Consider the following 23,645-nt stretch of genomic DNA (forward strand, 5'->3'; position numbering starts at 1 on the left):
CATGAGTGATAAAGCCGTTCTGAGTTGCCGCAACCTGGGCAAGTCCTACGACGAGGGCCCGGAGTCGGTGCAGGTGCTGGCCAATCTGCAGCTTGAACTGCTGCCGGGTGAGCGGGTGGCGATTGTCGGCAGCTCCGGTTCCGGCAAGAGTACCTTGCTCAACTTGCTGGGCGGCCTCGACACGCCGAGCCAGGGCAGCGTGTGGCTGGCTGGCGAAGAGTTGTCGGCACTGGGCGAGCGCGCCCGTGGCCTGCTGCGCAACCGAGCGCTGGGCTTCGTGTATCAGTTTCACCACCTGCTGGCCGAGTTCACGGCGCTGGAAAACGTGTGCATGCCGCTGCTGATCGGGCGCACGCCGATCCCGGAAGCGCGCGAGCGTGCCGAGGCCTTGCTCAAGCGGGTTGGCCTCGGCCATCGCCTGAGCCACAAACCGGCCGAGCTGTCCGGTGGTGAGCGCCAGCGTGTGGCGATCGCCCGCGCTCTGGTCAATCGGCCGGGGCTGGTGATGCTCGATGAGCCGACCGGCAACCTCGACCATCACACTGCGCAGGGCATTCAGGAACTGATGCAAGAGCTTTCCAGCTCATCACGCACTGCGTTCCTGGTGGTGACCCACGACCTGAGCCTGGCGCGGCAGATGGATCGCGTGCTCAAGCTGGAAGATGGCCACCTGGTGGCGATCTGAGTCGACTGCCCGGGGTGGAATGATCCACCCCGCAACTTTTGTTCATTGGGTGTTCTCGTACATGTTCAGACCCTTGCCCTTGTTCATCGGTGCTCGCTACACCCGTGCCAAGCGCCGCAATCACTTCATCTCGTTCATCTCGATGACTTCGATGATCGGCTTGTCCCTGGGCGTGCTGGCCATGATCGTGGTGCTGTCGGTGATGAACGGCTTCCAGCGCGAAATGAGCTCACGCATTCTTGGCCTGGTGCCGCATGCGAGCATCCTTGGCGTGCAGCCGCTGAGCGACTGGCGCAGCGTGGCTGACGCAGCGCTGAAGAACCCGGCAGTGGTCGCTGCCGCGCCGGTCACCGAAATGGAAGGCATGCTCTCGTACAAAGGTGCGATGCAGCCGATTCAGGTCAGCGGGATCGAGCCGGCCGAAGAGGGCAAGGTGTCGATCGTCGGCCAGCATATCGTCCAGGGCGCTTTGCAGGATCTGGTCCCGGGTGAATACGGGGTGGTGATCGGCGAGCTGACGGCGCGGCGCTTCCGGCTCAACACCGGTGACAAGCTGACTTTGATCGTGCCGGAAATCAGCAAGGCCCCGGGTGGTATCACGCCACGCATGCAGCGCCTGACCGTGGTCGGAATCTTCAAGGTGGGTGCCGAGCTGGATGGCTCGCAGGCTTATATCAACGTGGCCGACGCCGCCGAGATGCAGCGCTGGGCGCCGGGCAGCGTGCAGGGCGTGCGGCTCAAATTGCAGGACTTGTACGCGGCGCCGCAGGTGTCCAAGGCCATCGCCGCGCAGTTGGGCGATGCCTATCACGCCGATGACTGGTCGCACACCCAGGGCAGCCTGTTCAGCGCCATGAAGATGGAAAAGACCATGATCGGCTTGCTGCTGATGATGATCATCGCGGTGGCGGCGTTCAATATCATCGCCACCCTGGTGATGGTGGTGAACGACAAGGGCGCGGATATCGCCATCCTGCGCACCATTGGCGCCACGCCGATGCAGATCATGGGTACGTTCATGGTTCAGGGCAGCTTGATCGGTGTGGTCGGCACGCTGATTGGCGGGGTGCTGGGGGTAATTGCGGCGATCAACGTGAGTCAGATCGTTGGCTGGCTGGAGCGGGTCAGCGGCCAGCACATCTTCACCTCCGATGTGTATTTCATCAGCAGCTTGCCCTCGCAGTTGCAGTGGGGGGATGTGCTGATGATCTGTACGGCGGGCTTGGTGATGAGCTTCCTGGCGACCGTGTATCCAGCTTACCGGGCTTCGCAGATCGAGCCGGCTATGGCGTTGCGTTACGAGTGAGACCGGCGCTGGTATCTTTGGGGCCGCTGTGCGGCCCCTTGCCGAAATCAATCACAAACCGCGTCCATCCTGCTTCGCACTCCACCTGAATCCCGCCACCATGGGCGAGGACGATCGAACGGGTAATTGCCAGGCCCAGCCCGGCGTGCTCAGCACCTCCTTCGGCCCGTGCCGAATCCCCGCGGTAGAATCGATCAAACAAGCGCTGCGCAGCCGCTGCTTCAATCGCCGCACCGGTATTGGCGACCGTAACTTGGCCTCCAGCTTGTAAACCCACCTTCACCACTCCACCTGCTCCAGCAAACCGCAGCGCATTTTCCAGCAAGTTGGAAAACGCCCGCCGCAACATCTGCCGATCGCCCTCGATCACCAGCTCACCTTCGCGGAGCAGGGTCACTCCAGCGTCCTCAGCCAGTGGCGCGTAATACTCCAGCAGTTCATCCACTTCCGAGGCAAGGTCCAGCACCTGCTGTTCAGGCACCAGCAGGCCGTGCTCAGCCTTGGCCAGGTAGAGCATGTCGTTGACCAGCTGCGCCATCCATTGCAGCTCCTCCAGGTTGCCATGCAAGGCCTCGCGGTATTCGTCCAGGCTGCGTGGGCGGGTTAGCGTCACCTGAGTGTGGGTCAGCAGGTTCGACAACGGCGTGCGCAGTTCATGGGCGATGTCCGCGGAGAACGCCGACAGCCGTTGAAACGCATCGTCCAGCCGCTGCAGCATGGCATTCATGCTTTCTGCCAGCTGAGCCAACTCCTCGGGCATCTGCGCCACTGGCAGGCGTGTGGTCAGCGAACGAGCGTTGACGCTCGCCGCCACCGCGCCGATCTGGCGCAACGGGCGCAAGCCGCGGCGTACCGCCCAGGCGCCGAGCAATGCCGTGGCCAGTGCCGACAGGCCCACCGTTAGCCAGATCAAGCGCTGCATGCTCTGCAAGAAATGTTGGTGATGGGTGATGTCGAGCAACACGGTCAGTTGCGGTGACTGTGGATCATGCTCGATCAATGGCGCCGACAAGCCGCGATAGTCGACGCCGCCGGCCTGCAGTGTCTTCAGTTGTGCAGACTGGTTGGCATCGGGCAAACCTTGCCGGCTTTCGAACCAGGCTTGGCCCGTGCCGCTGCTGATGCGCAGTGCGACATCGGTCTGGAGGTTGAATTGGCTCCGTAGCTCGGGGAGCCTGTCGACCACCTGCTGCCGTGTCTGGAGACCGGTAAGTTGCTCGCGTAACTGCGTCAGGCGAGTGTCGAGCAGTTGCTCATCCAACTCGATGAAATGCTGCTCGCTGGCTTGGGTGAAGAGCACGCCGGCGCTAAGCGAAACCGCCGCGGTACAGGCAGCAAACAGCAGCGCGAGGCGGCTGCCGAGGGATATTCGGCGCATCAGTCCTGGCGCTCTTCGAGTACATAACCCATGCCACGCACCGTGTGTATCAGCTTGCTGGCGTGACCGTCGTCGATCTTCAGCCGCAGCCTGCGGATGGCCACTTCGATGACGTTGGTGTCGCTGTCGAAGTTCATGTCCCATACCTGCGAGGCAATCAACGACTTGGGCAGCACCTCGCCCTGGCGGCGCAATAGCAATTCCAGCAGGGCGAACTCCTTGGCGGTAAGGTCGACGCGTTGGCCGGCACGCTCGGCGCGGCGGCGGATCAAGTCCAGGCGCAGGTCCGCCAAGGCCAGGGTGGTGTCCTGCACCCCGGCGGCGCCTCGGCGCAGCAAGCTGCGCACGCGGGCCAGCAGCTCGGAGAAGGCGAACGGCTTGACCAGATAGTCGTCTGCGCCCAGTTCCAGGCCATGCACGCGGTCCTCCACGGCGTCGCGGGCGGTGAGGAACAATACTGGGGTGGCGAGCCCTGCCTGGCGTACCGCCTGCAGAATCTCCCAACCGCTGCGGCCTGGCAGCATCACATCAAGAATCAGCAGTGCATGATCGCCGGTCAGCGCCAGGTGCAGCCCGGTTTCGCCGTCGGCGCTGAGCTCGCAGGCAAAGCCGGCCTCGGTGAGGCCTTGTTGCAGGTATTGGCCAGTCTTGACCTGGTCTTCGACGATCAGCAGTTTCATCAGGTTTTTGCGTCGGTCAGGGAGTAGTGGAAATGATACGTGACGAACCCGCTCTCAAGCCAAGCTGACAAAGTTGTAATCTTGCGGTCAGCCAGTTGCCAGCTGCGCCAGCGCAGAGTGGCACGACATTGCCGTCATTATCGGAGTAGATATGAAACACCTGTTCATCGCTGCTGCCTTCGCGCTGTTCAGCACGTCGGGCTGGGCTGACGCCGAGCACACCAGCTTCGCTTTCGGTGAGCCAGCGCCAGCGGCCAAGGCCACTCGCACGGTTGAGGTGGTGCTCAAGGACATCGCCTTTGAGCCCAGCAGTTTGCAGGTCAAGGCCGGCGAGACCGTGCGTTTTGTGCTGATCAACCAGGGCCAGTTGCCCCACGAGTTCAATCTGGGCGACAAGGCCATGCACGCAGAGCATCAGAAACAAATGGTGGCGATGCAGGGCAAACTGTTCACCGGGGGCATGGATCACAGCCAGATGGGCCATGGTGAACACGGCCACGACAGCGGCAACACCGTGCTGCTGCAGCCCGGCCAGCGCGGCGAGCTGACCTGGACCTTCCGTAGCGCTGCGCCGATCGAGTTTGCCTGCAACGTGCCGGGGCATTATCAGGCCGGGATGGTCGGGCCGCTGACCATCGAGTGAGTTCGGACCCAAGGCGGGCTGCAAAACCGGTAAACTGGGCGCATCCGTTTTTTCCAGGTCCTGACCATGCATCCCGCTGCCGAAGACTCTCCGCTGGGTAAATCCAGCGAATATATTGCAACCTACACTCCGTCGCTGCTGTTCCCGATTCCGCGCCTGGCCAAGTGGGCCGAGCTTGGTGTCAGTGGCGACGCCCTGCCGTGGCAGGGCGTTGACTACTGGAACTGCTTTGAGCTGTCCTGGCTGTTGCCGTCCGGCAAGCCGGTGGTGGCCATCGGTGAGTTCGCCATCCCGGCACAGTCACCGAATATCATCGAATCGAAGTCGTTCAAGCTGTACCTCAACTCGCTTAACCAGACGGCCTTTGCCAGCAGCGCTGAGCTGCAGGCTTGCCTGGAGAAAGACTTGTCTGCCGCTGCGGGCGCGCCGGTGACGGTGCGCGTGCGCAGCCTGGCAGAAGTGCAGGATGAAGGTGTAGTGGCATTGCCTGGGGTGTGCATTGACGAACTCGATGTCGCGATCAGCAACTACGAGCAACCGCAGCCGCAACTGTTGCAGTGCGATTCAACCCAAGTAGTGGAAGAGACGGTGCACAGCCACCTGCTCAAGTCCAATTGCCCGGTGACCGGCCAGCCTGACTGGGGCACGGTGGTAGTCAAGTACAAGGGCCTGGCGCTGGATCACGCCAGCTTGCTGACGTATCTGGTGAGCTTCCGCCAGCACGCTGACTTCCATGAGCAGTGTGTCGAGCGGATCTATCTGGACCTCAAGCGCTTGCTGCAGCCTGAGCACCTGACGGTGTACGCGCGGTATGTGCGTCGCGGTGGGCTGGATATCAACCCGTACCGCAGCAACGGGCCGATCAGCCCGCAAAACCTGCGTCTGGTTCGGCAGTAATAGTTGGCCGACGGGGCATCTGAGTGCCGCGTCGGCCCCGCCTGATTCAGATGCCCATGCTGTGCAAGCTGTTGGCGATGTTGCGCAGCGTGGCGGTGAGGTCGGGGTGGGCCACCTCGAAGCGCTCGACGGCGAGGTTGACGCCGTCGACCAGGTTGGTGTCCTGGGTGGCTTCTTCCAGTTTGATCTGCGCCTCGATCTGTTGCATCAGGCTGTGCAGGTTGTCGCGCTCTTCCAGCGTGAGCGGCGGGTTGCGATCCAGTTGATCGCGCAGGCTATCGAGCTGCTCTTGCAATTCGCGGGCAGGCATCAGGTGTTCTCCCTCTATGACTTGGCAAAGCATGGACCTCGGCCATTGGGCAAAGGTTCGCGCATGCCTCAAGCGTAATCCACTCGCCACGGCTTTGCATGATCCGCGTCAAGCCGCCTGTATCAGGGTTTTTCACCTTTGCGGCGGCGTTGGGCGATATCCGCCAGGCACGGTTGTAGCGCTTCCAGATGATCGATCACCGAATGCGCGCCGAGCTTGAACAGCTCAAGGGTGGCCTTGCCGCGATTCGCTTGCTGGGCTTGGGCGGTCATCGCCTGCCAGCGCTTCGCCGAGGCCTCGCAGCGGGGGCTGCATGCCGCCAGGCCGATAGTCCACAAACCGGCTTTGAGCGCAGATTCAAGCAAGCGCGGATCACCGCTGACCAGCACGCTGCCATCGAGCTTCGCGATGTTGAGCTGCATCAGCGCCTGCCAGCAGGCATTCGGTGCCGGCCAGGGCAGGGAAGGGGTCGAATGCCCCGGCAGCCAACTCGGCAGCACTCTGGTCAATGACTCGCCGGTGCCGGGCTCATCCAGCCAGATGCAAGGCACCTGGTGGCTGTGCAGGTCAGCCAGCATGGCCAGCGCGCCAGGCGCTGGCGCAGACACGTCATTGGCGGTTTCCACCAGGCAGCCACGCAGCCCGAAAAGCACAGCGGTGAAGGCGGGTGCGTCGTGCATGGCAACTTCCCTGAAAATAGTCAGACTAAGTAGCGACTGTTACATGTAGATGACGTAGCAACAGTTACTGACAAAATGTTGAGCAATACTCAGCAAAGCTGTTTATCAGCCGTCGACGCTTTATACTGTCGCCCAAACTCAGCAGAGCAAACGCGCATCTGCGACCGTGAATCTTGATGGAGAAACATCTATGCATAGGATCGGCGCCAGTGTGATCGAGCGAATCACCCAGGCCTGTGTCTGCGCCAGTCTGTTGCTGGCGCCCGTGGCTGCTACGCAGGCAGCTACCGAAGAAGATCCCTGGGAGGCGGTCAACCGGCCGATCTTCCGGTTCAACGATACGATCGACACCTATGCATTCAAGCCGTTGGCCCAAGGCTACCAGGCGATCACCCCGCAGTTCGTCGAAGACGGCATTCACAACGTCTTCCGCAACATCGGCGATGTCACCAACCTGGCCAACAACATTCTGCAGCTCAAGCCCCACGCTGCTGGCGTCGACACCGCCCGCTTGATCGTCAACACCACCTTCGGTGTTGGCGGCTTGTTCGATGTGGGTACCCGCATGGGCCTGCAGCGCAACGACGAAGACTTCGGTCAGACCCTCGGTTACTGGGGCGTCGCCAGTGGCCCTTACGTGGTCATTCCGCTGCTCGGCCCGAGCACCGTGCGTGACGGCCTGGCCAAGTACCCGGACAGCTACACCAAGCCGTACCGCTACATCGATCATGTACCGACCCGCAACACTACGCTGGGGGTAGACCTGGTTGACACCCGTGCCAGCCTGCTCTCGGCTGAAAAGCTGATCAGTGGCGACAAGTACGTGTTCATCCGCAACGCCTACCTGCAGAACCGCGAGTTCAAGGTCAAGGATGGCGAAGTCGAAGACGACTTCTGAATCCGGGTAGCTGGGGCTGCAAAGCAGCCCCAAAGCTGGGCCCGCAACGGGCCTTGCAACCATCCATCGGGTTACCTCAAACACATTTCTTATAACTACCAGCAATTTGCCAAACGCTGTGTAATCAAGCCGACTCGCGCATGCTTGAAACCCCCGGCGGATGGGAGTACCGTCTGCGCCTGACAGGGCACCTCTGCTGTTGCCGGACAAGAGTTCTTGTCCTACAACTCTATAGGTAGAGCAGCCAAACAGTATTCCAGTAGTGATAGGCGCAATTGCGACGATCCTACGCAAACCTAATCCGGCGCCGTTCGCCCACATGCAGAAAACCAGTGCAACGCTGCTGATTATCGATGACGACGACGTGGTCCGTGCGAGCCTCGCCGCGTATCTCGAAGACAGCGGCTTTAGCGTCCTCCAGGCCGGCAATGGCCAGCAGGGGCTTCAGGTCTTCGAACAACACCAGCCCGATCTCGTGATCTGCGATCTGCGCATGCCGCAGATGGGCGGCCTTGAGTTGATCCGTCGGATCAGCGAAGTGGCCCCGCAGTTGCCGGTGATCGTGGTGTCGGGTGCCGGTGTCATGAGCGACGCTGTCGAGGCTCTGCGCCTGGGCGCCGATGATTACCTGATAAAGCCGCTCGAGGACCTGGCAGTGCTGGAGCACTCGGTGCACCGTGCGCTTGACCGCTCGCGCCTGCTGGTCGAAAACCAGCGCTATCGCGACAAACTGGAAACCGCCAATCGCGAGCTCGAGGCCAGCCTGCACCTGCTGCAGGAAGACCAGACCGCAGGGCGCCAGGTGCAGATGAACATGCTGCCCGAGAGCCCGTGGGTAGCCGGCGAGTTCTCCTTCGAGCACCAGATCATCCCGTCGCTGTACCTGTCGGGCGACTTTGCCGACTACTTCCGCGTGGATGAGCGGCGTATCGCGTTCTACCTGGCCGATGTATCCGGCCATGGTGCTTCATCGGCGTTCGTGACCGTACTGCTGAAATTCATGACCACCCGCCTGATGTTCGAATTCAAGCGTGGCGGCAAGATGCGCGATTTCAAGCCTTCGGAAGTGCTCAGTCACATCAACCGTGGCCTGATCAACTGCAAGCTGGGCAAGCATGTGACCATGGTCGGTGGCGTCATCGATGAAGACACCGGCCTTTTGACCTACGCCGTCGGCGGCCACCTGCCAATGCCGGTGCTGTATACCCCGGAGCACACGCGCTACCTCGAAGGCCGCGGCTTGCCGGTGGGGTTGTTCGAAGAGGCCACCTATCAGGATCTGGTGGTCGAGTTGCCCGCGCAGTTCAGCCTCAGCCTGATGTCGGACGGTATTCTGGACCTTTTGCCCGGTAACACGCTCAAAGATAAAGAGGCTGCGTTGCCGGAGGTCGTCAAAGCAGCAGGGGGTAGCCTGGATGGGCTGCGCCAACGTTTCGGATTGGCTACGCTTGGGGAGATGCCGGATGATATCGCCCTATTGGTGTTAAGCAGGAACCTTCAATGAGTACCGGTAGAATCCAGTTCGCCGAGCAAAGCGGTACCTTTGTACTGAAGTTTGTCGGTGAAGTACGCCTGACCTTGTGTTCGGCTTTGGATGCGACGATCGAGAAAATCTTCACTGCGCTGAATTTCTCGGCCATCGTCATCGATCTGACCGAAACCGAAAGCATCGACAGCACCACCCTTGGGCTGTTGGCCAAATTGTCCATTCTGTCCCGGCAGAAGGTGGGTCTGTTGCCGACCGTGGTCACCACCAATCCGGATATCTCGCGCTTGCTGCAGTCGATGGGCTTCGATCAGGTGTTCAACATTGTGGGTCGGCCGATCCCCTGCCCAGAGTGCCTGACCGACCTGCCGTCGCAAGACCAGAGCGAAGAGGTTGTACGCTCCAAGGTGCTTGAGGCACACCGCATCCTCATGGGCCTGAACGACTCCAATCGTGAAGCCTTCCATGACCTGGTCAGCGCGCTCGAGCGCTCCTGAGCCTCGACTGCGGTGAACTGATCAGCGCAGCCGCTCACTGATCGCGCAAGAACTCATTAGCCTCTGAGCCATCCGCATTGAGCTGGAACACTCGCTCCGGCTGGCCGTCAGCGGTGAAAAATACCTGCCCCAGCCCCGCGCTGTTCCACACCCGCTCGCCGGCCTTGCTGCGGCTCGGCAGGCGTGGTGCGACTTCCATCAGGCGCCGTTTGGTAAACCAGTTCAGGGGCGAGCGCGGCGAATACAGCCAGCGGTTGAGCCGATCGAGCACATCCAGCAAACGCTGCGGAAACTGGTTCTTGATGCCGCTGCTGGTGACCTGCCACAGGTGCGGGTTGTGCTGGCGATGGCGGATCATCACTTCATAGACAAACGAATAATGCACGTCGCCTGACAGCACCACGTAATGCCCCGGGGTGCGCGAGTGGCGGAAGATATTCAGGATGACCTGCGCCGCGCCGCGGTGCGCCATCCAGTTTTCAGCGTCGACCAGCAGCGGATAACCCAGCCAGCTGAACACCCGCTGCACCGCCTCGATCAGCTTGACGCCGAAGATCGGCGCCGGTGACACGATGATCGCCGAAGGGTGGTCAAGCAATGCCTGCTGCAGCTCGCACAGCGCTTCCCAGTCGAGCAGGCCAGAAGGCTTGCTCAGGCTGTTCTCGCTACGCCAGCGCCGGGTGCGGGTGTCCAGCACCACTAGCGGCGGGGTGGTCGGCAGGCTGAACTGCCAGCCCTGAAAGCGCAGCAGCTCGCCAATCAGTGCATCCTGCGCTTGCTTGGCCAGATGTTGCTCGGCCAGGCTGCAGTACTGTTCCAGCAGTGGCGTGCAACTGTCCGGGTCGTTGCCCCAGCCCTGGCAGAGCAGGTAGCCGAGCAGGGCGTTGCCGATGATCCGCCGCGAGAACGGATGGCCATAAGCGGTCTCTTCCCACTGCGCCGACAGGTTCCAGTCATCGGTGATGTCGTGGTCATCGAAAATCATCAGGCACGGCAAGTGCGCCATGACCCGAGCGACCTGACCGAGCCCTGCGGCAAAGCCCTCGATCAGCGGCAGCTCTTCCTGATAGCGCGCCTGGCGCTTGTCGGTCAGCCCCGCCGGCATGTCCATCTGCACCAGGCTCCAAGGCGTTGGTGACCACACCAGCAGGTACATCGCCATCACCTCGGCGAAGGTCACCAGATGGTTGTCAGCGTTGCTGGAGGAGAAAATCGGCTTGCGCTTGCCGCCAAAGAAGCGCTCACGCAGGGTCTCGTTACCTTCCTGTGCGGGCAGCAGATCGGCGCGGTGGTAATAACAGGCAGGGTGGCCGTAGAGCTCGGCGCTGTCAGCGACCAGCGCACCTTCCAGGCTTTCCTCGAACAACCCCAAGCGCTCGATCAAACTGTGAATCGCACGCAGCATCGGCCCGGCGACATCGTCGGCGTAAACCTGGTCGCCGGTCATCATCAGTACCGCAGGCCGCTGCTCCGGATTTGGGTTCGCTTGCAGCAAACGGTCGGCGCAGAGCAGGCCATCGGCCGCCGGGTGATGAGGCTTGCGGCAGGAGCCATGCAGCAGTTGGTCGATGCGCTCACGCAGCACCAGGCTCGGTCGGCTGGCGCCGGGGTAGAGCAGGTGCGGCGCCCAGCTGGCAATGCCTTCGCCCGAATCGAGCAGCAAGTCGTATTCGAGGGTCACGTCAAACGGCAGCGCGGTGTCGAAACGGATATCCAGCAGGTGGATAAAAGCCGACCTGCCGATGGGCACGGTCTGGCAATTAATTTGAGCAGTGACACCGGGGTGTTCAAGGACGAAGTCCAGCTGCAGCGGTTGCGATCCAACCAGCCAGATCGCCAGGCGCTGAGGCTCCAGGCGGCGCAGTACCGGGCCAGCGAGGACAAGGGGTAACGATTCGGGGGAGGGCGTCATCGACAACTCAACAGCTCGGTCAAGCCGGGGATTATCTCACAGGCAAAAAAACGGCGGAAAATGCTCGGCATTTCCCGCCTGTTGCTTACGCGCAGATTTGTATCAAGCCTTGTCGGCCATCAGCGCTTCCAGCTTCTCCTGATCGCGGGCGAACTGGCGAATACCCTCGGCCAGCTTCTCGGTGGCCATGGCGTCCTCGTTCATCGCCCAGCGGAACTGGCTTTCATTCAGCTGCTGCTTGGCTTCACCGGCATTGCCAGGCTTGAGGATGCGCGGCAGCTCGCCGTGGTCTTCGCTCAGCTGCTGCAGCAGCTCAGGGCTGATGGTCAGCCGGTCGCAGCCGGCCAGATGCTCGATTTGGCCGATATTGCGGAAGCTCGCGCCCATCACCACAGTGTTGTAGCCGTTGGTTTTGTAGTAGTCGTAGATACGGGTTACCGACTGCACGCCCGGATCGTCAGCGCCGACATATTCTTTGCCGGTGCTCTTCTTGTACCAGTCGTAGATACGCCCAACGAATGGCGAAATCAGGAATACCCCAGCGTCGGCACAGGCCTGCGCCTGAGCGAAGGAGAACAGCAGGGTCAGGTTGGTCTGGATGCCTTCCTTCTCCAGCTTCTCGGCAGCACGGATACCTTCCCAGGTCGACGCCAGTTTGATCAGCACCCGATCACGGCCAACACCGGCTGCGTCATACAGTGCAATCAGTTGGCGCGCCTTGGCCAGCAGCGCATCTTCGTCAAACGACAAGCGCGCGTCGACCTCGGTCGAAATCCGCCCCGGGATGACTTTAAGGATCCCGCTACCTACCGCCACCGAGAACTTGTCACAGGCAAGGCCAACATCGCCTTTGGCATCCGCCTTCACCTGCTTGAGCAAGTCGGCATAGCCAGCAATACCAGCAGCCTTGAGCAATAGCGAAGGGTTGGTGGTGGCATCTTCCGGCTGCAGCCGGGTGATGGCATCCAGATCGCCAGTGTCGGCGACCACGGTGGTGAACTGCTTGAGTTGTTCCAGCTTGGAAGTCATGGCGTGCTCTGTCCTGTGCAATGGCTCGACATTACCCGAGCCCGGAGCAGCGCTCAAGGGGCGTCAGGGCAGGCCGAGCATGCCCCTCGTGAAATAGCGCGAAACCTTGATCAGGCAGGGCCAAACGCGAGGGGCGGCGGGTTAGCTCAGGGGCCGACGGCGAACCGCAGCCCCAGCGCTGAAGAAAGTCTGCACATTCGAGTCGTAGTCGTGCTCAGGGTTCCATCCAGTCCCGCCTGACGGCTCAACGGCCCTGCAGCAGCTCGGCCGCCTGATCCAGCACCGCCAGCGGTTGGTCGGTCTTGTGGATGTCTGCCGACAGCAACTGCCGGAACCGCCGCGCCCCTGGGAAGCCCTGGCCGAGGCCGAGGATATGCCGAGTGATGTGATGCATCGCACCGCCGCTTTCGATGTGCGCGACGATGTAAGGCCGCAGGCGCACCATCGCCTCGCTGCGGGTGACTACCGGCGCGGTGCTGCCAAACAACTGTTGGTCGACCTCGGCCAGCAAGTACGGGTTGTGATAGGCCTCGCGGCCGAGCATCACGCCATCGAACGTCTGCAGATGAGTGCGGCATTCATCCAGCGTCTTGATGCCGCCGTTGAGGATGATTTCCAGGTCGGGGAAGTCGGCCTTGAGCTGCGCGGCAACGTCATAGCGCAGCGGCGGGATATCGCGATTTTCCTTGGGCGAGAGGCCCTCGAGAATCGCGATCCGCGCGTGTACGGTAAAGCTGCGGCAGCCGGCGTCACGCACCTGGCCAACGAAGTCGCACAGCTCGGCGTAGCTATCGCGGCCGTTGATGCCGATCCGGTGCTTGACCGTGATCGGCGTTGAAACCGCATCGCGCATTGCCTTGACGCAATCGGCGACCAACGCCGGATGGGCCATCAGGCAGGCGCCGATCATGTTGTTCTGCACCCGGTCGCTTGGGCAGCCGACGTTGAGGTTGACCTCATCGTAGCCTGCTGCCTGCGCGAGTTTTGCGCATGCGCCCAGGTCGGCGGGGTTGCTGCCGCCGAGTTGCAGGGCGAGCGGGTGCTCGGAGACGTCATGGCGCAGGAAACGGTCGGCGTCGTTGTGCAGCAGAGCGCCGGTGGTGACCATTTCGGTGTAGAGCAGGGTGTGCTGGGAGAGCAGGCGCAGGAAGTACCGGCAGTGGCGGTCGGTCCAGTCCATCATGGGAGCAACGCTGAAGCTGCGGGACGGCTCAGAGCGCGTGGTTTGTGGGTTTGAGGCTGATTCTAGGGGCATTCTGGTCTACGCATGTCCGTACCATTTCTACGAGTAGGCGCCTTGTTATGACAGCGGAGAGAGCGGTTCCACTGCTGGGCGCGCCGGCTCCGTCGAGATGGCAACAATGAGAGCAAATAATAAGGCTGACGGATCGGTTAGCTGCATCGCCCTTACCAGCCTGGAAGGATGCCGTAGTCTACCAAGAAGCCCGCAGTTTCGCCCGCGATCACCCTGACAGGGCTCGAACGAGGCGACTAGAGGTGAAGTGATTACGAAAAATGGCATTTGCGCCCTTGGCAGTTCAACGGGCGCTGGAGCATGCATCCGATCGGACGAGTGCCATATGACTTTATCAGCCGTCTATGGCGGGAAAACGAGCAGGGATTGATGGCAACCCGCGCGGGCTGCCATCTGTGCGTACCTTATTTCCCTTCAATCGCCGCAGCGATAGCGTCATTGAAGGCAGGAATGTCCTTCGGCGTCCGCGAGGTAATCAAGGTCCAGCCATTGGCCTCGCATTGTTTCACCTCAGCATCTACCCAACCTTCAGCCCCGGCATTTTCAAGGTCAAGCCTAACGCTGGGGTACGAGGTGAGGGTCTTGCCCGGAATAACCCCGGCATTGATCAACACCCAAGGGCCATGGCAGATCGCAGCGATTACCTTGCCCGCATCGGCGAACTCCTTCACCAGGCGCTGAGCGTTCTCGTCCAATCGCAGCGTATCGGCATTGACCGTGCCGCCTGGAATCACAAGCGCATCAAAGTCTGCCGCCTTGAGCCCAGCCAGAGCGGTCTGGGACTCGACGGTGCGATCCTTCTCGGTGTCGCCAACGAACGTCTGGGTGGTGCCGCCTTCGCTCGACCCGTGGGTGACTTCAGCTCCGTGAGCCTTCAGCGCTTCCAGCGGTTTGACCAGCTCATCGCGTTCAATGCCGGTGTTTGCGGTGATGAACAGTACCTTTCTACCTGCCAGTTGATTACTCATGGTGGTCTCTCGGTCCTCTCGATCAAGGTGATGGAAATGGTTCGGTCGATGCTTTTGCCCGACACGTAAAAATGGGAGGGCAGGGTGGTTTCGAAAGTTCAGCTGGATTCACGCGGGTACCGGGTGCGCCTGAATGGGGCGGTGGCGATCAGTAGCCGGACACATTGTGCAAACTCGGGTAAAGGCTGGTAACGGTACGGCAAGGGCTCTGGCACGCGGGCCTGCCATAGTCATTCCAAGGTGTGCGCATCTGTTTTTGCGGTGGACGACCATTGGTCGCTCCGCTCTACAGGCGGACTGGACCAAACTGCAAGAATGTACGATAATTTTCGTATCGGTCAAGGATGACTATGGACAACAGTTTCAAAGCGGCAAAGCGCGCGGTAATTGCGGCGCTCGAGACAGGCAGTTATCTGCATGCGGCCCGGGGTGACATCGCGATCAAGAATCTGCTGGCGATGGGTGCAGTGTCGGCACGTACAGTCATCGAAGTGATCCGTTCATGCAGCGGCGCTCACCACAGCTGCAGCGCGCACCACATGGCGCCCGAGATCATGGTTCATGTGCTGAAGCGGCACGGTTGGTACATCAAGTTTTATTTCATCGAGCCAGACACCTGGTTCCTCAGCGTTCATCAGTGAGTATCCAGATCATGCAGATCCATTTTGAAGGCGACACCGGCAGGGCGCTGTGCGAGCACTGCCAAGCTCTGGTGGGGTTTGTTTACAGGCGCCGCGACGTACCATTCAGCGACGGCCAGGGTCAGGCGCGAGACATTCTTGTGGGTGTCTGCAGCGGATGCGAAACGGTCGTGGCGATCCCGCCGCAATCCACGCCGGCTATCCGTGAAGCGCGCAAGCAGCAGCTCAAGTCTATCGAGGCGCGCTTGCCTGCGTTTTACCTGGATGTGCTGGATGCGGCGATGCATGAGGTCAGCAGCGATGCGGGGGTGAATCTGCGCAAGATCTTCCTGGGCTACTACTTTCAGGCGCTGGCGCAGGCTGACGATGCCGCCGGGCTGCAGTCTGCTCATGAGGCGTTTGTTCTTGCGTTGGATGAGCAGCTGCGTGAACGGGCGCTGGCGGCACCGGCTGCAACGCGGCGGCTGTCGATGAAGATCAATCCGCATATTGCCGAGGATTTTCTCGCATTGCTGCAACGCACGCAGATGAGCCAGACCGAGCTGCTCAAATCAGTGATTGCGCGGATTCGGGCGGATGTTCATGAGGTACGGGACCCTGAGGTGATTGGGGAATTGCGCAAGCTTGTGTATCTCGCGGGCTGATTCAATCTCAGCCCCGACGATATGAACGCCTGTCTTAGTTTGTTGCATATCGTCCCTCCGTCCTACGTGAATTAATCAGATTTTCGCTCTTCCCTGTAGTCCATTTCCGAATCATCCTATTACCGCTTTTTCGCCATTGCGGTGGTATCTCCAACCTCCTAGTCTCGCCCTGTCGCTGCGAAATCAGCGAACGGGTCTGCAAACCCGAGCCAGAGAGGAAGGAATCACCACCAGGCTGTCTGCATGAATTCATGCTGGCGGTTGCGCTTTATGGTGGCTGCGTATGGGAGGTTTTCGGACCTACCGGGTTTCCTTCTTCTGCCCCGGCTTTGCAGCCTGTACGTAGCCGCCACCCATCCTCTGCAAAGGACAGGTGTCTGGCTTTCCCCACGCAGGAGAAGTCGACATGATTAAGATCGTCCCCGACCCACCCCATCCCAACTCCCTCAACGCCCTCGAAGACACCCTGATCCAAGCCGCAGATTACGTCCTGTGCGCACTGACGGTGGCCCATCAATCTGCCTTGCTCCTGCCGCGCACGCCCGGCTCGATCATGATGCTGACCATCATGCATGAGCTCGAAACCGCCTGAGCTTTGGTGGATACGGCTCTCACGCAGCTACAACGCTTCGATGAGCCGAGCAAGCCGACGTTGCACTGAATCAGCCAAGCCGGAGGATTACACATGGACAAAGAACCGCTAGACCGCATCGGCAGGCTGGGCCTGACCGTCGGCTCAGCGACTTGCCTGGAAGGCGCCATTATGGGCAAGCGGCTGTTTCGGGTAGAGGCGGGTAACTGTTGTGACCACGCCTTGGCGCAGGCATCGGTGTTGATGGATAGCGCTCGTAGGGCCTCGTTTATTGGCGTTATGGACAATGAGCCTGCACTGATTTGGGCCTCCTACTTTCTTGGTGAAATGGCTAAAGCGCTGATGGACGATGCGCATATGGGCATTAACAAGAAACTTTTAGCGGCCTGAGTGAAGCCGGTTTGCGGGGCAACCTTTCAAGGTTTTTGTCAGGGAGAAAGCCTGGGGGCGCTACGCGCCCCTTTCGCGACACGAGGCCGCTCCTACCCCTACCGTGTTGGGCTGGCGTTGCGCTGTCAGTCATAAGGTCGGTTTCAGGATACGTCTGGTCGCTGGCGCACATCCCTGTACTGGCAGGAGTGCCATGCTGTCAGGATGCCCTCGACGCCAGTGCACGTAGATGCGCGGCCGTGGGCAAGGAGGTGCTCGGCGACCACGCAACCGTGACGTGGCCGGTGCGCCGCAGCAGAACACGTCGGGCGCAGGTATTGCCTGCGCTCGCGACGCCGAGGTCCGCTGTATGTCTGATGAGACGCTTGACCTGCCCGTGATCCAGCGTGTGCTGGATCACCACCGTGAAACCCCCGGCGCGCTGTTGCCGATCCTGCATGCGATCCAGGCCGGCGTTGGGTATATCCCCGATGCCGCCGTGCCGGATATCGCCCATGCACTGAATCTCAGCCAGGCTGAGGTGCGCGGGGTGATCACCTTCTACCATGACTTCCGTACCGCGCCGCCAGCGCGGCATATCCTGCGCCTGTGCCGGGCCGAATCCTGCAAGAGCCGTGGCGCCGAGACGCTGGCGGCGCAGTTGCGCGAGCAGTTGGGGCTGGATGATCACGGCACCAGTGCCGACGGCGCAGTGAGCCTGCGACCGGTGTATTGCCTGGGGGCCTGCGCCTGTTCGCCAGCGCTGGAACTGGATGGCCAGGTGCATGCGCGGCTGACGCCGGAGCGCTTGAGCGCGCTGGTAAGCGGCTGCCTGCAGGAGGTGAAGCCATGCTGAAGCTCTTTGTTCCCTGCGACTCGGTGGCGCGTGCAGTGGGCGCCGATCAGTTGGCCGACGCGCTCAGCGCCGAGGCGCAACGGCGGCAGGTCGAGGTACAGATTCACCGCACCAGCTCGCGCGGGCTGTACTGGCTGGAGCCATTGCTTGAGGTGGAAACTCCATCAGGCCGGCAAGGCTTTGGGCCGGTGGCTGCCGAAGATGTCGCGGGCCTGTTCGAGGCATTGACGGCGGCGCCGGCTGAGCATCCGTTGGCGCTGGGCCTGGTCGAGCAGATCCCGTATCTGAGCAGTCAGCAGCGTTTACTGTTCGCCCGTGCCGGCATCACCCGGCCGCTGTCGCTGGACGATTACCGCAACCACGGCGGCTTCGAAGGCCTGGCCAAAGCTGCGTTGCTGGAGCAGGCAGAGGTGGTCGCGGCAGTGCTCGATTCTGGCCTGCGCGGGCGGGGCGGCGCGGCGTTTCCGGCGGGGATCAAATGGCGCACGGTACGCGATGCTCCGGCGGTGCAGAAGTACGTGGTATGCAACGCCGACGAGGGCGACTCGGGGACGTTTGCCGACCGCATGCTGATGGAGGGTGATCCGTTTCTGCTGATCGAAGGCATGATCATTGCCGGGCTGGCGGTGGGTGCCAGCAAGGGCTACATCTACGTGCGTTCGGAATATCCGGATGCCGTCCACGCGCTCAACGAGGCGGTGTTGCTGGCCCGTGAGGCGGGCTATCTGGATACCACCGGCAGCGGTGTGGCGTTCGACCTGGAGGTGCGGGTCGGCGCTGGCGCGTATATCTGCGGTGAAGAAACCGCGCTGCTCGAATCTCTCGAAGGCAAGCGCGGCATCGTCCGCGCCAAGCCGCCACTGCCGGCGCTCGAAGGCCTGTTCGGCCAGCCGACGCTGGTGCACAACGTGCTCACCCTGGCCTCGGTGCCGATCATCATGGCCAAGGGCGCGCAGTTCTATCGCGACTTCGGCATGGGCCGTTCGCTGGGCACCTTGCCGTTCCAGCTGGCGGGTAATGTGCGCTATGGCGGCCTGGTCGAACGTGCATTTGGCTTGACCTTGCGCGAGCTGGTCGAAGGCTACGGCGGTGGCACTGCCAGCGGGCGTCCGCTGAAAGCCGCTCAGGTCGGCGGGCCATTGGGCGCTTGGGTGCCGCCGAGCCAGTTCGATACGCCGCTGGACTACGAAGCGTTCGCCGCGCTTGGCGCGATGATCGGCCACGGCGGTGTGGTCGTCGCTGATGACACCCTGAACATGGCCAACATGGCGCGCTTTGCCTTGCAGTTCTGCGCTGAAGAATCCTGCGGCAAGTGCACCCCGTGCCGAATCGGTTCGACCCGCGGCATGGAGGTGGTCGACCGCTTGATCGCCAGCAGCGACCCGGCCTATCGCGCCGACCAGGCCAACCTGCTGCACGACCTGTGCGACACCATGCAATTCGGCTCGCTATGCGCCATGGGCGGGATGACTTCATATCCCGTGGCCAGCGCCCTCAAGCACTTCCCTGCCGACTTCGGTCTGGCCAGCCCGGAGGCCGCCCAATGATCAATTATTTCGACCCCGCCAGTGATGCCGACCTCGGCACCCCCGCGCGTGAAAGCCAGGTACAGGTCAGCCTGAATATCGACGGCCGCGCCATCAGCGTGCCCGCTGGCACCTCAGTGATGCGCGCCGCCGCGTTGCTCGGCACCAACATCCCCAAACTGTGTGCCACCGATACCCTCGAAGCCTTTGGCTCGTGCCGCATGTGCATGGTTGAAGTCGACGGCATGCGCGGTTACCCGGCGTCGTGCACCACACCGGTCACCGAGGGCATGGTGGTGCGCACGCAGACGCCACGCCTGGCCGACCTGCGCCGCAATGTGATGGAGCTGTACATCTCCGATCACCCGCTGGACTGCCTGACCTGCTCGGCCAACGGCAACTGCGAGTTGCAGACCGTGGCCGGCCAGGTTGGCCTGCGTGAGGTGCGTTATGGCTACGAAGGCGCCAACCACCTTGCCGACGCCAAGGACCTGTCCAACCCATATTTCAATTACGAACCGAGCAAGTGCATTGTCTGCAGCCGCTGTGTGCGCGCCTGTGAAGACATTCAGGGCACCTTTGCTCTGACCATTACCGGTCGCGGTTTCGACTCGCGAGTAGCGGCGGCTGGCGGTAGTGACTTCCTCACCTCCGAGTGCGTGTCGTGCGGCGCCTGCGTGCAGGCCTGCCCAACCGCAACCCTGACTGAAAAAAGCCTGGTCGAACTTGGCCAGCCAGAACGTGCGGTGATCACCACTTGCGCCTATTGCGGCGTGGGCTGCTCATTCCGCGCCGAGATGAAAGGCGACCAGCTGGTGCGCATGGTCCCGGACAAGAACGGCGGCGCCAACCACGGCCATGCCTGTGTCAAAGGCCGCTTCGCCTGGGGTTACGCGACCCACCCGGACCGCATCACCAAACCAATGATTCGCAAGCACATTGACGACCCGTGGCAAGAGGTCAGTTGGGACGAGGCGGTCACCTACGCAGCCAGCGAGCTGCGCCGCATTCAGCTCAAGTACGGGCGCGACTCGATCGGCGGCATCACCTCCAGCCGCTGCACCAACGAAGAAGCCTATCTGGTGCAGAAACTCGTGCGCACGGCGTTCGGCAATAACAACGTCGACACCTGTGCACGTGTCTGCCATTCGCCGACCGGTTATGGCCTCAAACAGACCTTGGGCGAATCCGCTGGCACCCAGAGCTTTGACTCGGTGATGCAGGCCGACGTGATCCTGGTGATCGGTGCCAACCCAACCGACGCGCACCCGGTGTTTGGCTCGCAGCTCAAACGCCGCCTGCGTGAAGGCGCCAAACTAATCGTCATCGACCCTCGGCGGATCGATCTGGTCGACTCGCCGCATGCCCGCGCCGAGCTGCACCTGCAACTGCGCCCCGGCACCAACGTGGCCATGCTCAACGCACTTGCCCATGTGATCGTTACCGAAGGGCTACTTGATCAGGGCTTTATCGATGCCCGCTGTGAAGGGCCGGAGTTCGCTCGCTGGCGCGACTTTGTCAGCCTGCCGGAGAACGCCCCCGAAGCCCTTGGCCCGACCTGTGGCGTACCGGCCGAGCAGATCCGTGCGGCAGCCCGGCTGTATGCCGGCGCTGGCAACGCGGCCATCTACTACGGCCTCGGCGTGACCGAGCACAGCCAAGGCAGCACCGCAGTGATGGGCATCGCCAACCTGGCTATGGCCACTGGCAACATCGGCCGTGAAGGGGTAGGGGTGAACCCACTGCGTGGGCAGAACAACGTCCAGGGCTCGTGTGACATGGGCTCGTTCCCGCATGAGCTGCCCGGTTATCGGCACATCTCCAATGCCACCGTGCGTGCCGAGTTCGAGCAGGCCTGGGGTGTGACCCTGCAGCCTGACCCAGGCCTGCGCATCCCCAACATGTTCGAGGCGGCGCTGGATGGCAGCTTCAAGGCGCTGTACTGCCAAGGCGAAGACATCGCCCAGAGCGATCCCAACACCCAGCACGTGACGGCCGCGCTGCGGGCGATGGAATGCGTGGTGGTGCAGGATATCTTCCTCAACGAGACGGCCAAGTTTGCTCACGTGTTCCTGCCGGGCAGTTCGTTCCTTGAAAAAGATGGCACCTTCACCAACGCCGAACGGCGTATTTCGCGGGTGCGCAAGGTCATGCAGCCGTTGGCCGGCAAGGCCGACTGGGAAGGCACCATGGCCCTGGCCAATGCCCTCGGCTACCCGATGAACTACCGTCATCCGTCAGAGATCATGGACGAGATCGCCCGGCTGACGCCGAGCTTCCACCGCGTCAGCTACAGCGAACTGGAGCGCCATGGCAGCCTGCAATGGCCGTGCAACGAAGCGGCGCCAGACGGCACGCCGACCATGCACATCGACCAGTTCGTGCGCGGCAAGGGCCGCTTCATGCTGACCGGCTACGTGCCTACCGACGAGAAGGTCAACAGCCGTTACCCGCTGCTGCTGACCACTGGCCGCATCCTCAGCCAGTACAACGTCGGCGCGCAGACACGGCGTACCGAAAACGTCGCCTGGCATGCCCAGGACCGGCTTGAGATTCACCCAAGCGATGCCGAAAGCCGCGGCATTGTCGAGGGCGATTGGGTCGGTATTGGCAGCCGCGCCGGGCAGACGGTGCTGCGTGCTCAGGTCAGTACCCGGGTTGCGCCGGGGGTGGTGTACACCACCTTCCACTTCCCCGAGTCGGGCGCCAACGTCATCACCACCGACAACTCCGACTGGGCCACCAACTGCCCCGAGTACAAGGTTACGGCGGTGGAGGTGGTGCGTGTATCGCAGCCGTCGCAATGGCAGCAGCGTTATCAGGCGTTCAGTGACGAACAACGGCGCCTGCTGCAGGAGCGGCGCAACAGCGAGCAACAGGAAACTGCCGAGGTACGCCGATGAGTGTCGACAGTCTGGTCAAAATGGCCAACCAGATCGCCCATTACTTTGACAGCGAGCCCAACCGGACGCTGGCGGTGCAGGGGGTACGCCAGCATATTCACAGCTTCTGGACCCCGCTGATGCGCAAACAGATCGTCGAGTGGATGCAGGCACATCCCGATGAGGGTGTGGACGGTCTGGTGCGTGAGGCCCTCGCGGAGGGTTGACCAGAGGAGGCAGGCAGCGGCGTCCAGCCGCTGCCTCTGCCTAGAACAGCGTTCCTTGCACTGTTTCCAGCACCAGCAACTGGGCACCTTCATTGCGCATGTTGCCTACGTCTTTGCTGACCGCAAACCACTCGAAATCAGCCACCGGCAAGCACTGCTCACGGGCCAGCCGTTCAGCCTGCTCAGCGGGCAATTGCGGGTCGAGCCAGGCACGTGCCTGTTCCGGCGCCAGCACCAGCGGGCGGCGGTCGTGGATATCGAGCATGCCCTCATCACTGGCCGCGGTGATGATCACGAAGCCATCGCCCTCGTTCGGCTCAAGCCCGGCTTGCACCTGCGCCAACGCTGCCATGAAAATAGGCGCCTGGCTTTTCAAACGGATGAAATACGGCTGCTTGCGCTTGGGGTCGGCCGGGTCGACCACCCATTCATACCAACCATCGGCCATCACCAGTGCCCGGCCTTGCGGCCACAGCGGTTGAAAGAACTTGCCGGTAGTCACCGTCTCGACCCGTGCATTGATCGGCGCTGGGCGTTTGCCGGTGGCCCAGAACGGCGCCCAGCCCCAATGACACGGGTCGATGCGCAGGCCTTCGGCGGCGTTGTGCAGGATCAGTACACGGCTGCCCGGGGCGACGTTGTAGCGGTCGATCGGCACGTTGTCGTAGCCACTGATGACATCCTGCTCGGCGTCCAGCTCGCGCAGATAATCGGCCAGGCCTTGCGACTGAACAAAGCGTCCGCACATTGCAGGTCTCCCACTTGTCGAAATTTCCTACGCCGAAATTGACCAAAGCCGTGGCGCCCGATTAACTGTATATCCGTACAGTTTAATTGCAAGGCGTGCCCCATGACTACCATCCTTGGCCCCATCGCAGCCAGCGCAGGCGCGCTGTCACGCTATCTGTTCAGCGTGCCGGCAGGCTTTCCCTCGCCTGCGGCGGACCACATGGAGCAGCCGATCTCGCTGGACGAGCTGTTCAACCTGCGCGCGCCGCATATGTACCTGGTGAGAATAGACGGCGACAGCATGCAGGACGCGGGCATCTTCGATGGCGACCTGGTGCTGGTCGATCGCTCGATCGAAGCCCAGCACGGCCATGTGGTGATCGCCGCCGTCAATGGCGAGCCATTGTGCAAGCGGCTGCACAGGGTCGGCCGGCAGGTGGTGCTGCGTTCGGACAACCCGCGCTTTGCCCCGCGGTATATCCTCGAGGGCGACGAGCTGGCGATCTGGGGCGTGGTCACCTTCAGCGTGCGCAGCCACGATCCCAAGGCTTGAGT

The 23,645-nt window shown here is 61.9% G+C and carries 24 protein-coding genes and 1 pseudogene; 16 read left to right on the plus strand and 9 right to left on the minus strand.

Annotated features, from left to right (window positions below; all coding sequences use genetic code 11):
- Position 1 precedes the first annotated feature (1 nt).
- A complete protein-coding gene (gene lolD / locus FW789_RS02000; protein ID WP_178080783.1) occupies positions 2-685 on the plus strand; it encodes a lipoprotein-releasing ABC transporter ATP-binding protein LolD in 684 nt (227 codons plus the stop codon).
- Positions 686-746: 61 nt separating this feature from the next.
- Positions 747-1,991 carry a lipoprotein-releasing ABC transporter permease subunit gene (locus FW789_RS02005; RefSeq protein WP_446430811.1) on the plus strand — a complete coding sequence of 415 codons (1,245 nt, stop codon included), beginning with the start codon at positions 747-749 and terminating at the stop codon, positions 1,989-1,991.
- Here the strand turns inward: FW789_RS02005 and FW789_RS02010 are convergent.
- Both FW789_RS02010 and FW789_RS02015 read right to left on the minus strand, forming a co-directional pair.
- Complete coding sequence (locus FW789_RS02010; protein ID WP_446431048.1) at positions 1,969-3,372, minus strand: heavy metal sensor histidine kinase; 1,404 nt, start codon at positions 3,370-3,372, stop codon at positions 1,969-1,971. The two genes, FW789_RS02005 and FW789_RS02010, sit on opposite strands and share 23 nt — an antisense overlap.
- A complete protein-coding gene (locus FW789_RS02015; protein ID WP_103438017.1) occupies positions 3,369-4,049 on the minus strand; it encodes a heavy metal response regulator transcription factor in 681 nt (226 codons plus the stop codon). The genes FW789_RS02010 and FW789_RS02015 overlap by 4 nt, the downstream gene beginning before the upstream one ends.
- Positions 4,050-4,200: 151 nt before the next feature.
- On the opposite strand from FW789_RS02015, the gene FW789_RS02020 reads away from it, so the two are divergent.
- Positions 4,201-4,692 (plus strand): cupredoxin domain-containing protein, encoded by a 492-nt coding sequence (locus FW789_RS02020; protein ID WP_181107922.1) that lies wholly within the window; start codon positions 4,201-4,203, stop codon positions 4,690-4,692.
- A gap of 66 nt (positions 4,693-4,758) precedes the next feature.
- Positions 4,759-5,589 carry an NADPH-dependent 7-cyano-7-deazaguanine reductase QueF gene (queF, locus tag FW789_RS02025; RefSeq protein WP_103438015.1) on the plus strand — a complete coding sequence of 277 codons (831 nt, stop codon included), beginning with the start codon at positions 4,759-4,761 and terminating at the stop codon, positions 5,587-5,589.
- A 46-nt stretch (positions 5,590-5,635) separates the two neighbouring features.
- On the opposite strand, the gene FW789_RS02030 is transcribed toward queF, so the two are convergent.
- Positions 5,636-5,899 (minus strand): DUF4404 family protein, encoded by a 264-nt coding sequence (locus FW789_RS02030; RefSeq protein ID WP_101321164.1) that lies wholly within the window; start codon positions 5,897-5,899, stop codon positions 5,636-5,638.
- 122 nt (positions 5,900-6,021) lie between these two features.
- Positions 6,022-6,579, minus strand: coding sequence for a phosphonoacetaldehyde phosphonohydrolase-related protein (locus tag FW789_RS02035; RefSeq protein ID WP_446430812.1), 558 nt, complete (start codon positions 6,577-6,579; stop codon positions 6,022-6,024).
- Positions 6,580-6,769: 190 nt separating this feature from the next.
- Between FW789_RS02035 and FW789_RS02040 the strand changes: the two genes are divergently transcribed.
- The 3 genes from FW789_RS02040 to rssC all read left to right on the plus strand — a co-directional run bounded on the left by FW789_RS02040 (position 6,770) and on the right by rssC (position 9,460).
- Complete coding sequence (locus tag FW789_RS02040) at positions 6,770-7,477, plus strand: MlaA family lipoprotein (RefSeq protein WP_207072996.1); 708 nt, start codon at positions 6,770-6,772, stop codon at positions 7,475-7,477.
- A gap of 319 nt (positions 7,478-7,796) precedes the next feature.
- Positions 7,797-8,981, plus strand: coding sequence for a two-component system response regulator RssB (gene rssB / locus FW789_RS02045; protein WP_186699535.1), 1,185 nt, complete (start codon positions 7,797-7,799; stop codon positions 8,979-8,981).
- Positions 8,978-9,460 carry an anti-sigma factor antagonist RssC gene (gene rssC, locus FW789_RS02050; protein WP_101321154.1) on the plus strand — a complete coding sequence of 161 codons (483 nt, stop codon included), beginning with the start codon at positions 8,978-8,980 and terminating at the stop codon, positions 9,458-9,460. The genes rssB and rssC overlap by 4 nt, the downstream gene beginning before the upstream one ends.
- A 34-nt stretch (positions 9,461-9,494) precedes the next feature.
- Here the strand turns inward: rssC and FW789_RS02055 are convergent, their stop codons facing one another.
- The 4 genes from FW789_RS02055 to FW789_RS02070 all read right to left on the minus strand — a co-directional run bounded on the left by FW789_RS02055 (position 9,495) and on the right by FW789_RS02070 (position 14,624).
- Positions 9,495-11,372 carry an alkaline phosphatase D family protein gene (locus tag FW789_RS02055; RefSeq protein WP_186699532.1) on the minus strand — a complete coding sequence of 626 codons (1,878 nt, stop codon included), beginning with the start codon at positions 11,370-11,372 and terminating at the stop codon, positions 9,495-9,497.
- A gap of 102 nt (positions 11,373-11,474) precedes the next feature.
- Positions 11,475-12,401 (minus strand): transaldolase, encoded by a 927-nt coding sequence (gene tal / locus FW789_RS02060; RefSeq protein WP_101321150.1) that lies wholly within the window; start codon positions 12,399-12,401, stop codon positions 11,475-11,477.
- A 244-nt stretch (positions 12,402-12,645) separates the two neighbouring features.
- On the minus strand, positions 12,646-13,656 hold the full coding sequence (dusA, locus tag FW789_RS02065; protein WP_446430813.1) for a tRNA dihydrouridine(20/20a) synthase DusA: 1,011 nt from the start codon (positions 13,654-13,656) through the stop codon (positions 12,646-12,648).
- A gap of 404 nt (positions 13,657-14,060) precedes the next feature.
- Positions 14,061-14,624, minus strand: coding sequence for a type 1 glutamine amidotransferase domain-containing protein (locus tag FW789_RS02070; RefSeq protein ID WP_340611710.1), 564 nt, complete (start codon positions 14,622-14,624; stop codon positions 14,061-14,063).
- A gap of 350 nt (positions 14,625-14,974) precedes the next feature.
- Between FW789_RS02070 and FW789_RS02075 the strand changes: the two genes are divergently transcribed.
- From FW789_RS02075 to FW789_RS02110, 8 genes and pseudogenes are all read left to right on the plus strand, one after another.
- The gene (locus tag FW789_RS02075) at positions 14,975-15,265 is read left to right on the plus strand and encodes a hypothetical protein (RefSeq protein ID WP_446430814.1); all 291 of its coding nucleotides are present in this window, start codon (positions 14,975-14,977) and stop codon (positions 15,263-15,265) included.
- On the plus strand, positions 15,262-15,909 hold the full coding sequence (locus FW789_RS02080; RefSeq protein WP_446430815.1) for a hypothetical protein: 648 nt from the start codon (positions 15,262-15,264) through the stop codon (positions 15,907-15,909). Before FW789_RS02075 ends, FW789_RS02080 begins: the two co-directional genes overlap by 4 nt.
- Before the next feature lie 406 nt (positions 15,910-16,315).
- A pseudogene (locus FW789_RS02085) lies at positions 16,316-16,498 on the plus strand (hypothetical protein); the annotation flags it as partial.
- Between the two features lie 96 nt (positions 16,499-16,594).
- Positions 16,595-16,891, plus strand: coding sequence for a DUF3077 domain-containing protein (locus FW789_RS02090; RefSeq protein ID WP_103438006.1), 297 nt, complete (start codon positions 16,595-16,597; stop codon positions 16,889-16,891).
- A 349-nt stretch (positions 16,892-17,240) separates the two neighbouring features.
- Positions 17,241-17,726 (plus strand): formate dehydrogenase subunit gamma, encoded by a 486-nt coding sequence (locus FW789_RS02095; protein ID WP_103438819.1) that lies wholly within the window; start codon positions 17,241-17,243, stop codon positions 17,724-17,726.
- A complete protein-coding gene (locus tag FW789_RS02100; protein ID WP_446430816.1) occupies positions 17,720-19,273 on the plus strand; it encodes a formate dehydrogenase beta subunit in 1,554 nt (517 codons plus the stop codon). Before FW789_RS02095 ends, FW789_RS02100 begins: the two co-directional genes overlap by 7 nt.
- Positions 19,270-22,155 carry a formate dehydrogenase subunit alpha gene (fdhF, locus tag FW789_RS02105; RefSeq protein ID WP_103438004.1) on the plus strand — a complete coding sequence of 962 codons (2,886 nt, stop codon included), beginning with the start codon at positions 19,270-19,272 and terminating at the stop codon, positions 22,153-22,155. The genes FW789_RS02100 and fdhF overlap by 4 nt, the downstream gene beginning before the upstream one ends.
- Positions 22,152-22,361 (plus strand): formate dehydrogenase subunit delta, encoded by a 210-nt coding sequence (locus tag FW789_RS02110; protein ID WP_103438003.1) that lies wholly within the window; start codon positions 22,152-22,154, stop codon positions 22,359-22,361. Before fdhF ends, FW789_RS02110 begins: the two co-directional genes overlap by 4 nt.
- Before the next feature lie 40 nt (positions 22,362-22,401).
- Here FW789_RS02110 and FW789_RS02115 read toward each other — a convergent pair whose 3' ends face one another.
- Positions 22,402-23,109, minus strand: coding sequence for an SOS response-associated peptidase family protein (locus tag FW789_RS02115; protein ID WP_186699424.1), 708 nt, complete (start codon positions 23,107-23,109; stop codon positions 22,402-22,404).
- Positions 23,110-23,211: 102 nt separating this feature from the next.
- Here FW789_RS02115 and FW789_RS02120 point away from each other — a divergent pair, with 102 nt between their 5' ends.
- Positions 23,212-23,643, plus strand: coding sequence for a LexA family protein (locus FW789_RS02120; protein ID WP_186699422.1), 432 nt, complete (start codon positions 23,212-23,214; stop codon positions 23,641-23,643).
- The last annotated feature ends 2 nt before the right edge of the window (positions 23,644-23,645 follow it).

Source organism: Pseudomonas sp. 1121_17 (assembly GCF_052850745.1).

Bases quoted from the DNA above. Each gene is read 5' to 3' on its own strand.
- lolD (WP_178080783.1), top strand. From the start codon at position 2: ATGAGTGATAAAGCCGTTCTGAGTTGCCGCAACCTGGGCAAGTCCTAC.
- FW789_RS02005 (WP_446430811.1), top strand. From the start codon at position 747: ATGTTCAGACCCTTGCCCTTGTTCATCGGTGCTCGCTACACCCGTGCC.
- FW789_RS02015 (WP_103438017.1), bottom strand. From the start codon at position 4,049: ATGAAACTGCTGATCGTCGAAGACCAGGTCAAGACTGGCCAATACCTG.
- FW789_RS02020 (WP_181107922.1), top strand. From the start codon at position 4,201: ATGAAACACCTGTTCATCGCTGCTGCCTTCGCGCTGTTCAGCACGTCG.
- queF (WP_103438015.1), top strand. From the start codon at position 4,759: ATGCATCCCGCTGCCGAAGACTCTCCGCTGGGTAAATCCAGCGAATAT.
- FW789_RS02030 (WP_101321164.1), bottom strand. From the start codon at position 5,899: ATGCCTGCCCGCGAATTGCAAGAGCAGCTCGATAGCCTGCGCGATCAA.
- FW789_RS02035 (WP_446430812.1), bottom strand. From the start codon at position 6,579: ATGCACGACGCACCCGCCTTCACCGCTGTGCTTTTCGGGCTGCGTGGC.
- FW789_RS02040 (WP_207072996.1), top strand. From the start codon at position 6,770: ATGCATAGGATCGGCGCCAGTGTGATCGAGCGAATCACCCAGGCCTGT.
- rssB (WP_186699535.1), top strand. From the start codon at position 7,797: ATGCAGAAAACCAGTGCAACGCTGCTGATTATCGATGACGACGACGTG.
- rssC (WP_101321154.1), top strand. From the start codon at position 8,978: ATGAGTACCGGTAGAATCCAGTTCGCCGAGCAAAGCGGTACCTTTGTA.
- FW789_RS02055 (WP_186699532.1), bottom strand. From the start codon at position 11,372: ATGACGCCCTCCCCCGAATCGTTACCCCTTGTCCTCGCTGGCCCGGTA.
- tal (WP_101321150.1), bottom strand. From the start codon at position 12,401: ATGACTTCCAAGCTGGAACAACTCAAGCAGTTCACCACCGTGGTCGCC.
- dusA (WP_446430813.1), bottom strand. From the start codon at position 13,656: ATGCCCCTAGAATCAGCCTCAAACCCACAAACCACGCGCTCTGAGCCG.
- FW789_RS02070 (WP_340611710.1), bottom strand. From the start codon at position 14,624: ATGAGTAATCAACTGGCAGGTAGAAAGGTACTGTTCATCACCGCAAAC.
- FW789_RS02075 (WP_446430814.1), top strand. From the start codon at position 14,975: ATGGACAACAGTTTCAAAGCGGCAAAGCGCGCGGTAATTGCGGCGCTC.
- FW789_RS02090 (WP_103438006.1), top strand. From the start codon at position 16,595: ATGGACAAAGAACCGCTAGACCGCATCGGCAGGCTGGGCCTGACCGTC.
- FW789_RS02095 (WP_103438819.1), top strand. From the start codon at position 17,241: ATGTCTGATGAGACGCTTGACCTGCCCGTGATCCAGCGTGTGCTGGAT.
- FW789_RS02100 (WP_446430816.1), top strand. From the start codon at position 17,720: ATGCTGAAGCTCTTTGTTCCCTGCGACTCGGTGGCGCGTGCAGTGGGC.
- fdhF (WP_103438004.1), top strand. From the start codon at position 19,270: ATGATCAATTATTTCGACCCCGCCAGTGATGCCGACCTCGGCACCCCC.
- FW789_RS02110 (WP_103438003.1), top strand. From the start codon at position 22,152: ATGAGTGTCGACAGTCTGGTCAAAATGGCCAACCAGATCGCCCATTAC.
- FW789_RS02115 (WP_186699424.1), bottom strand. From the start codon at position 23,109: ATGTGCGGACGCTTTGTTCAGTCGCAAGGCCTGGCCGATTATCTGCGC.
- FW789_RS02120 (WP_186699422.1), top strand. From the start codon at position 23,212: ATGACTACCATCCTTGGCCCCATCGCAGCCAGCGCAGGCGCGCTGTCA.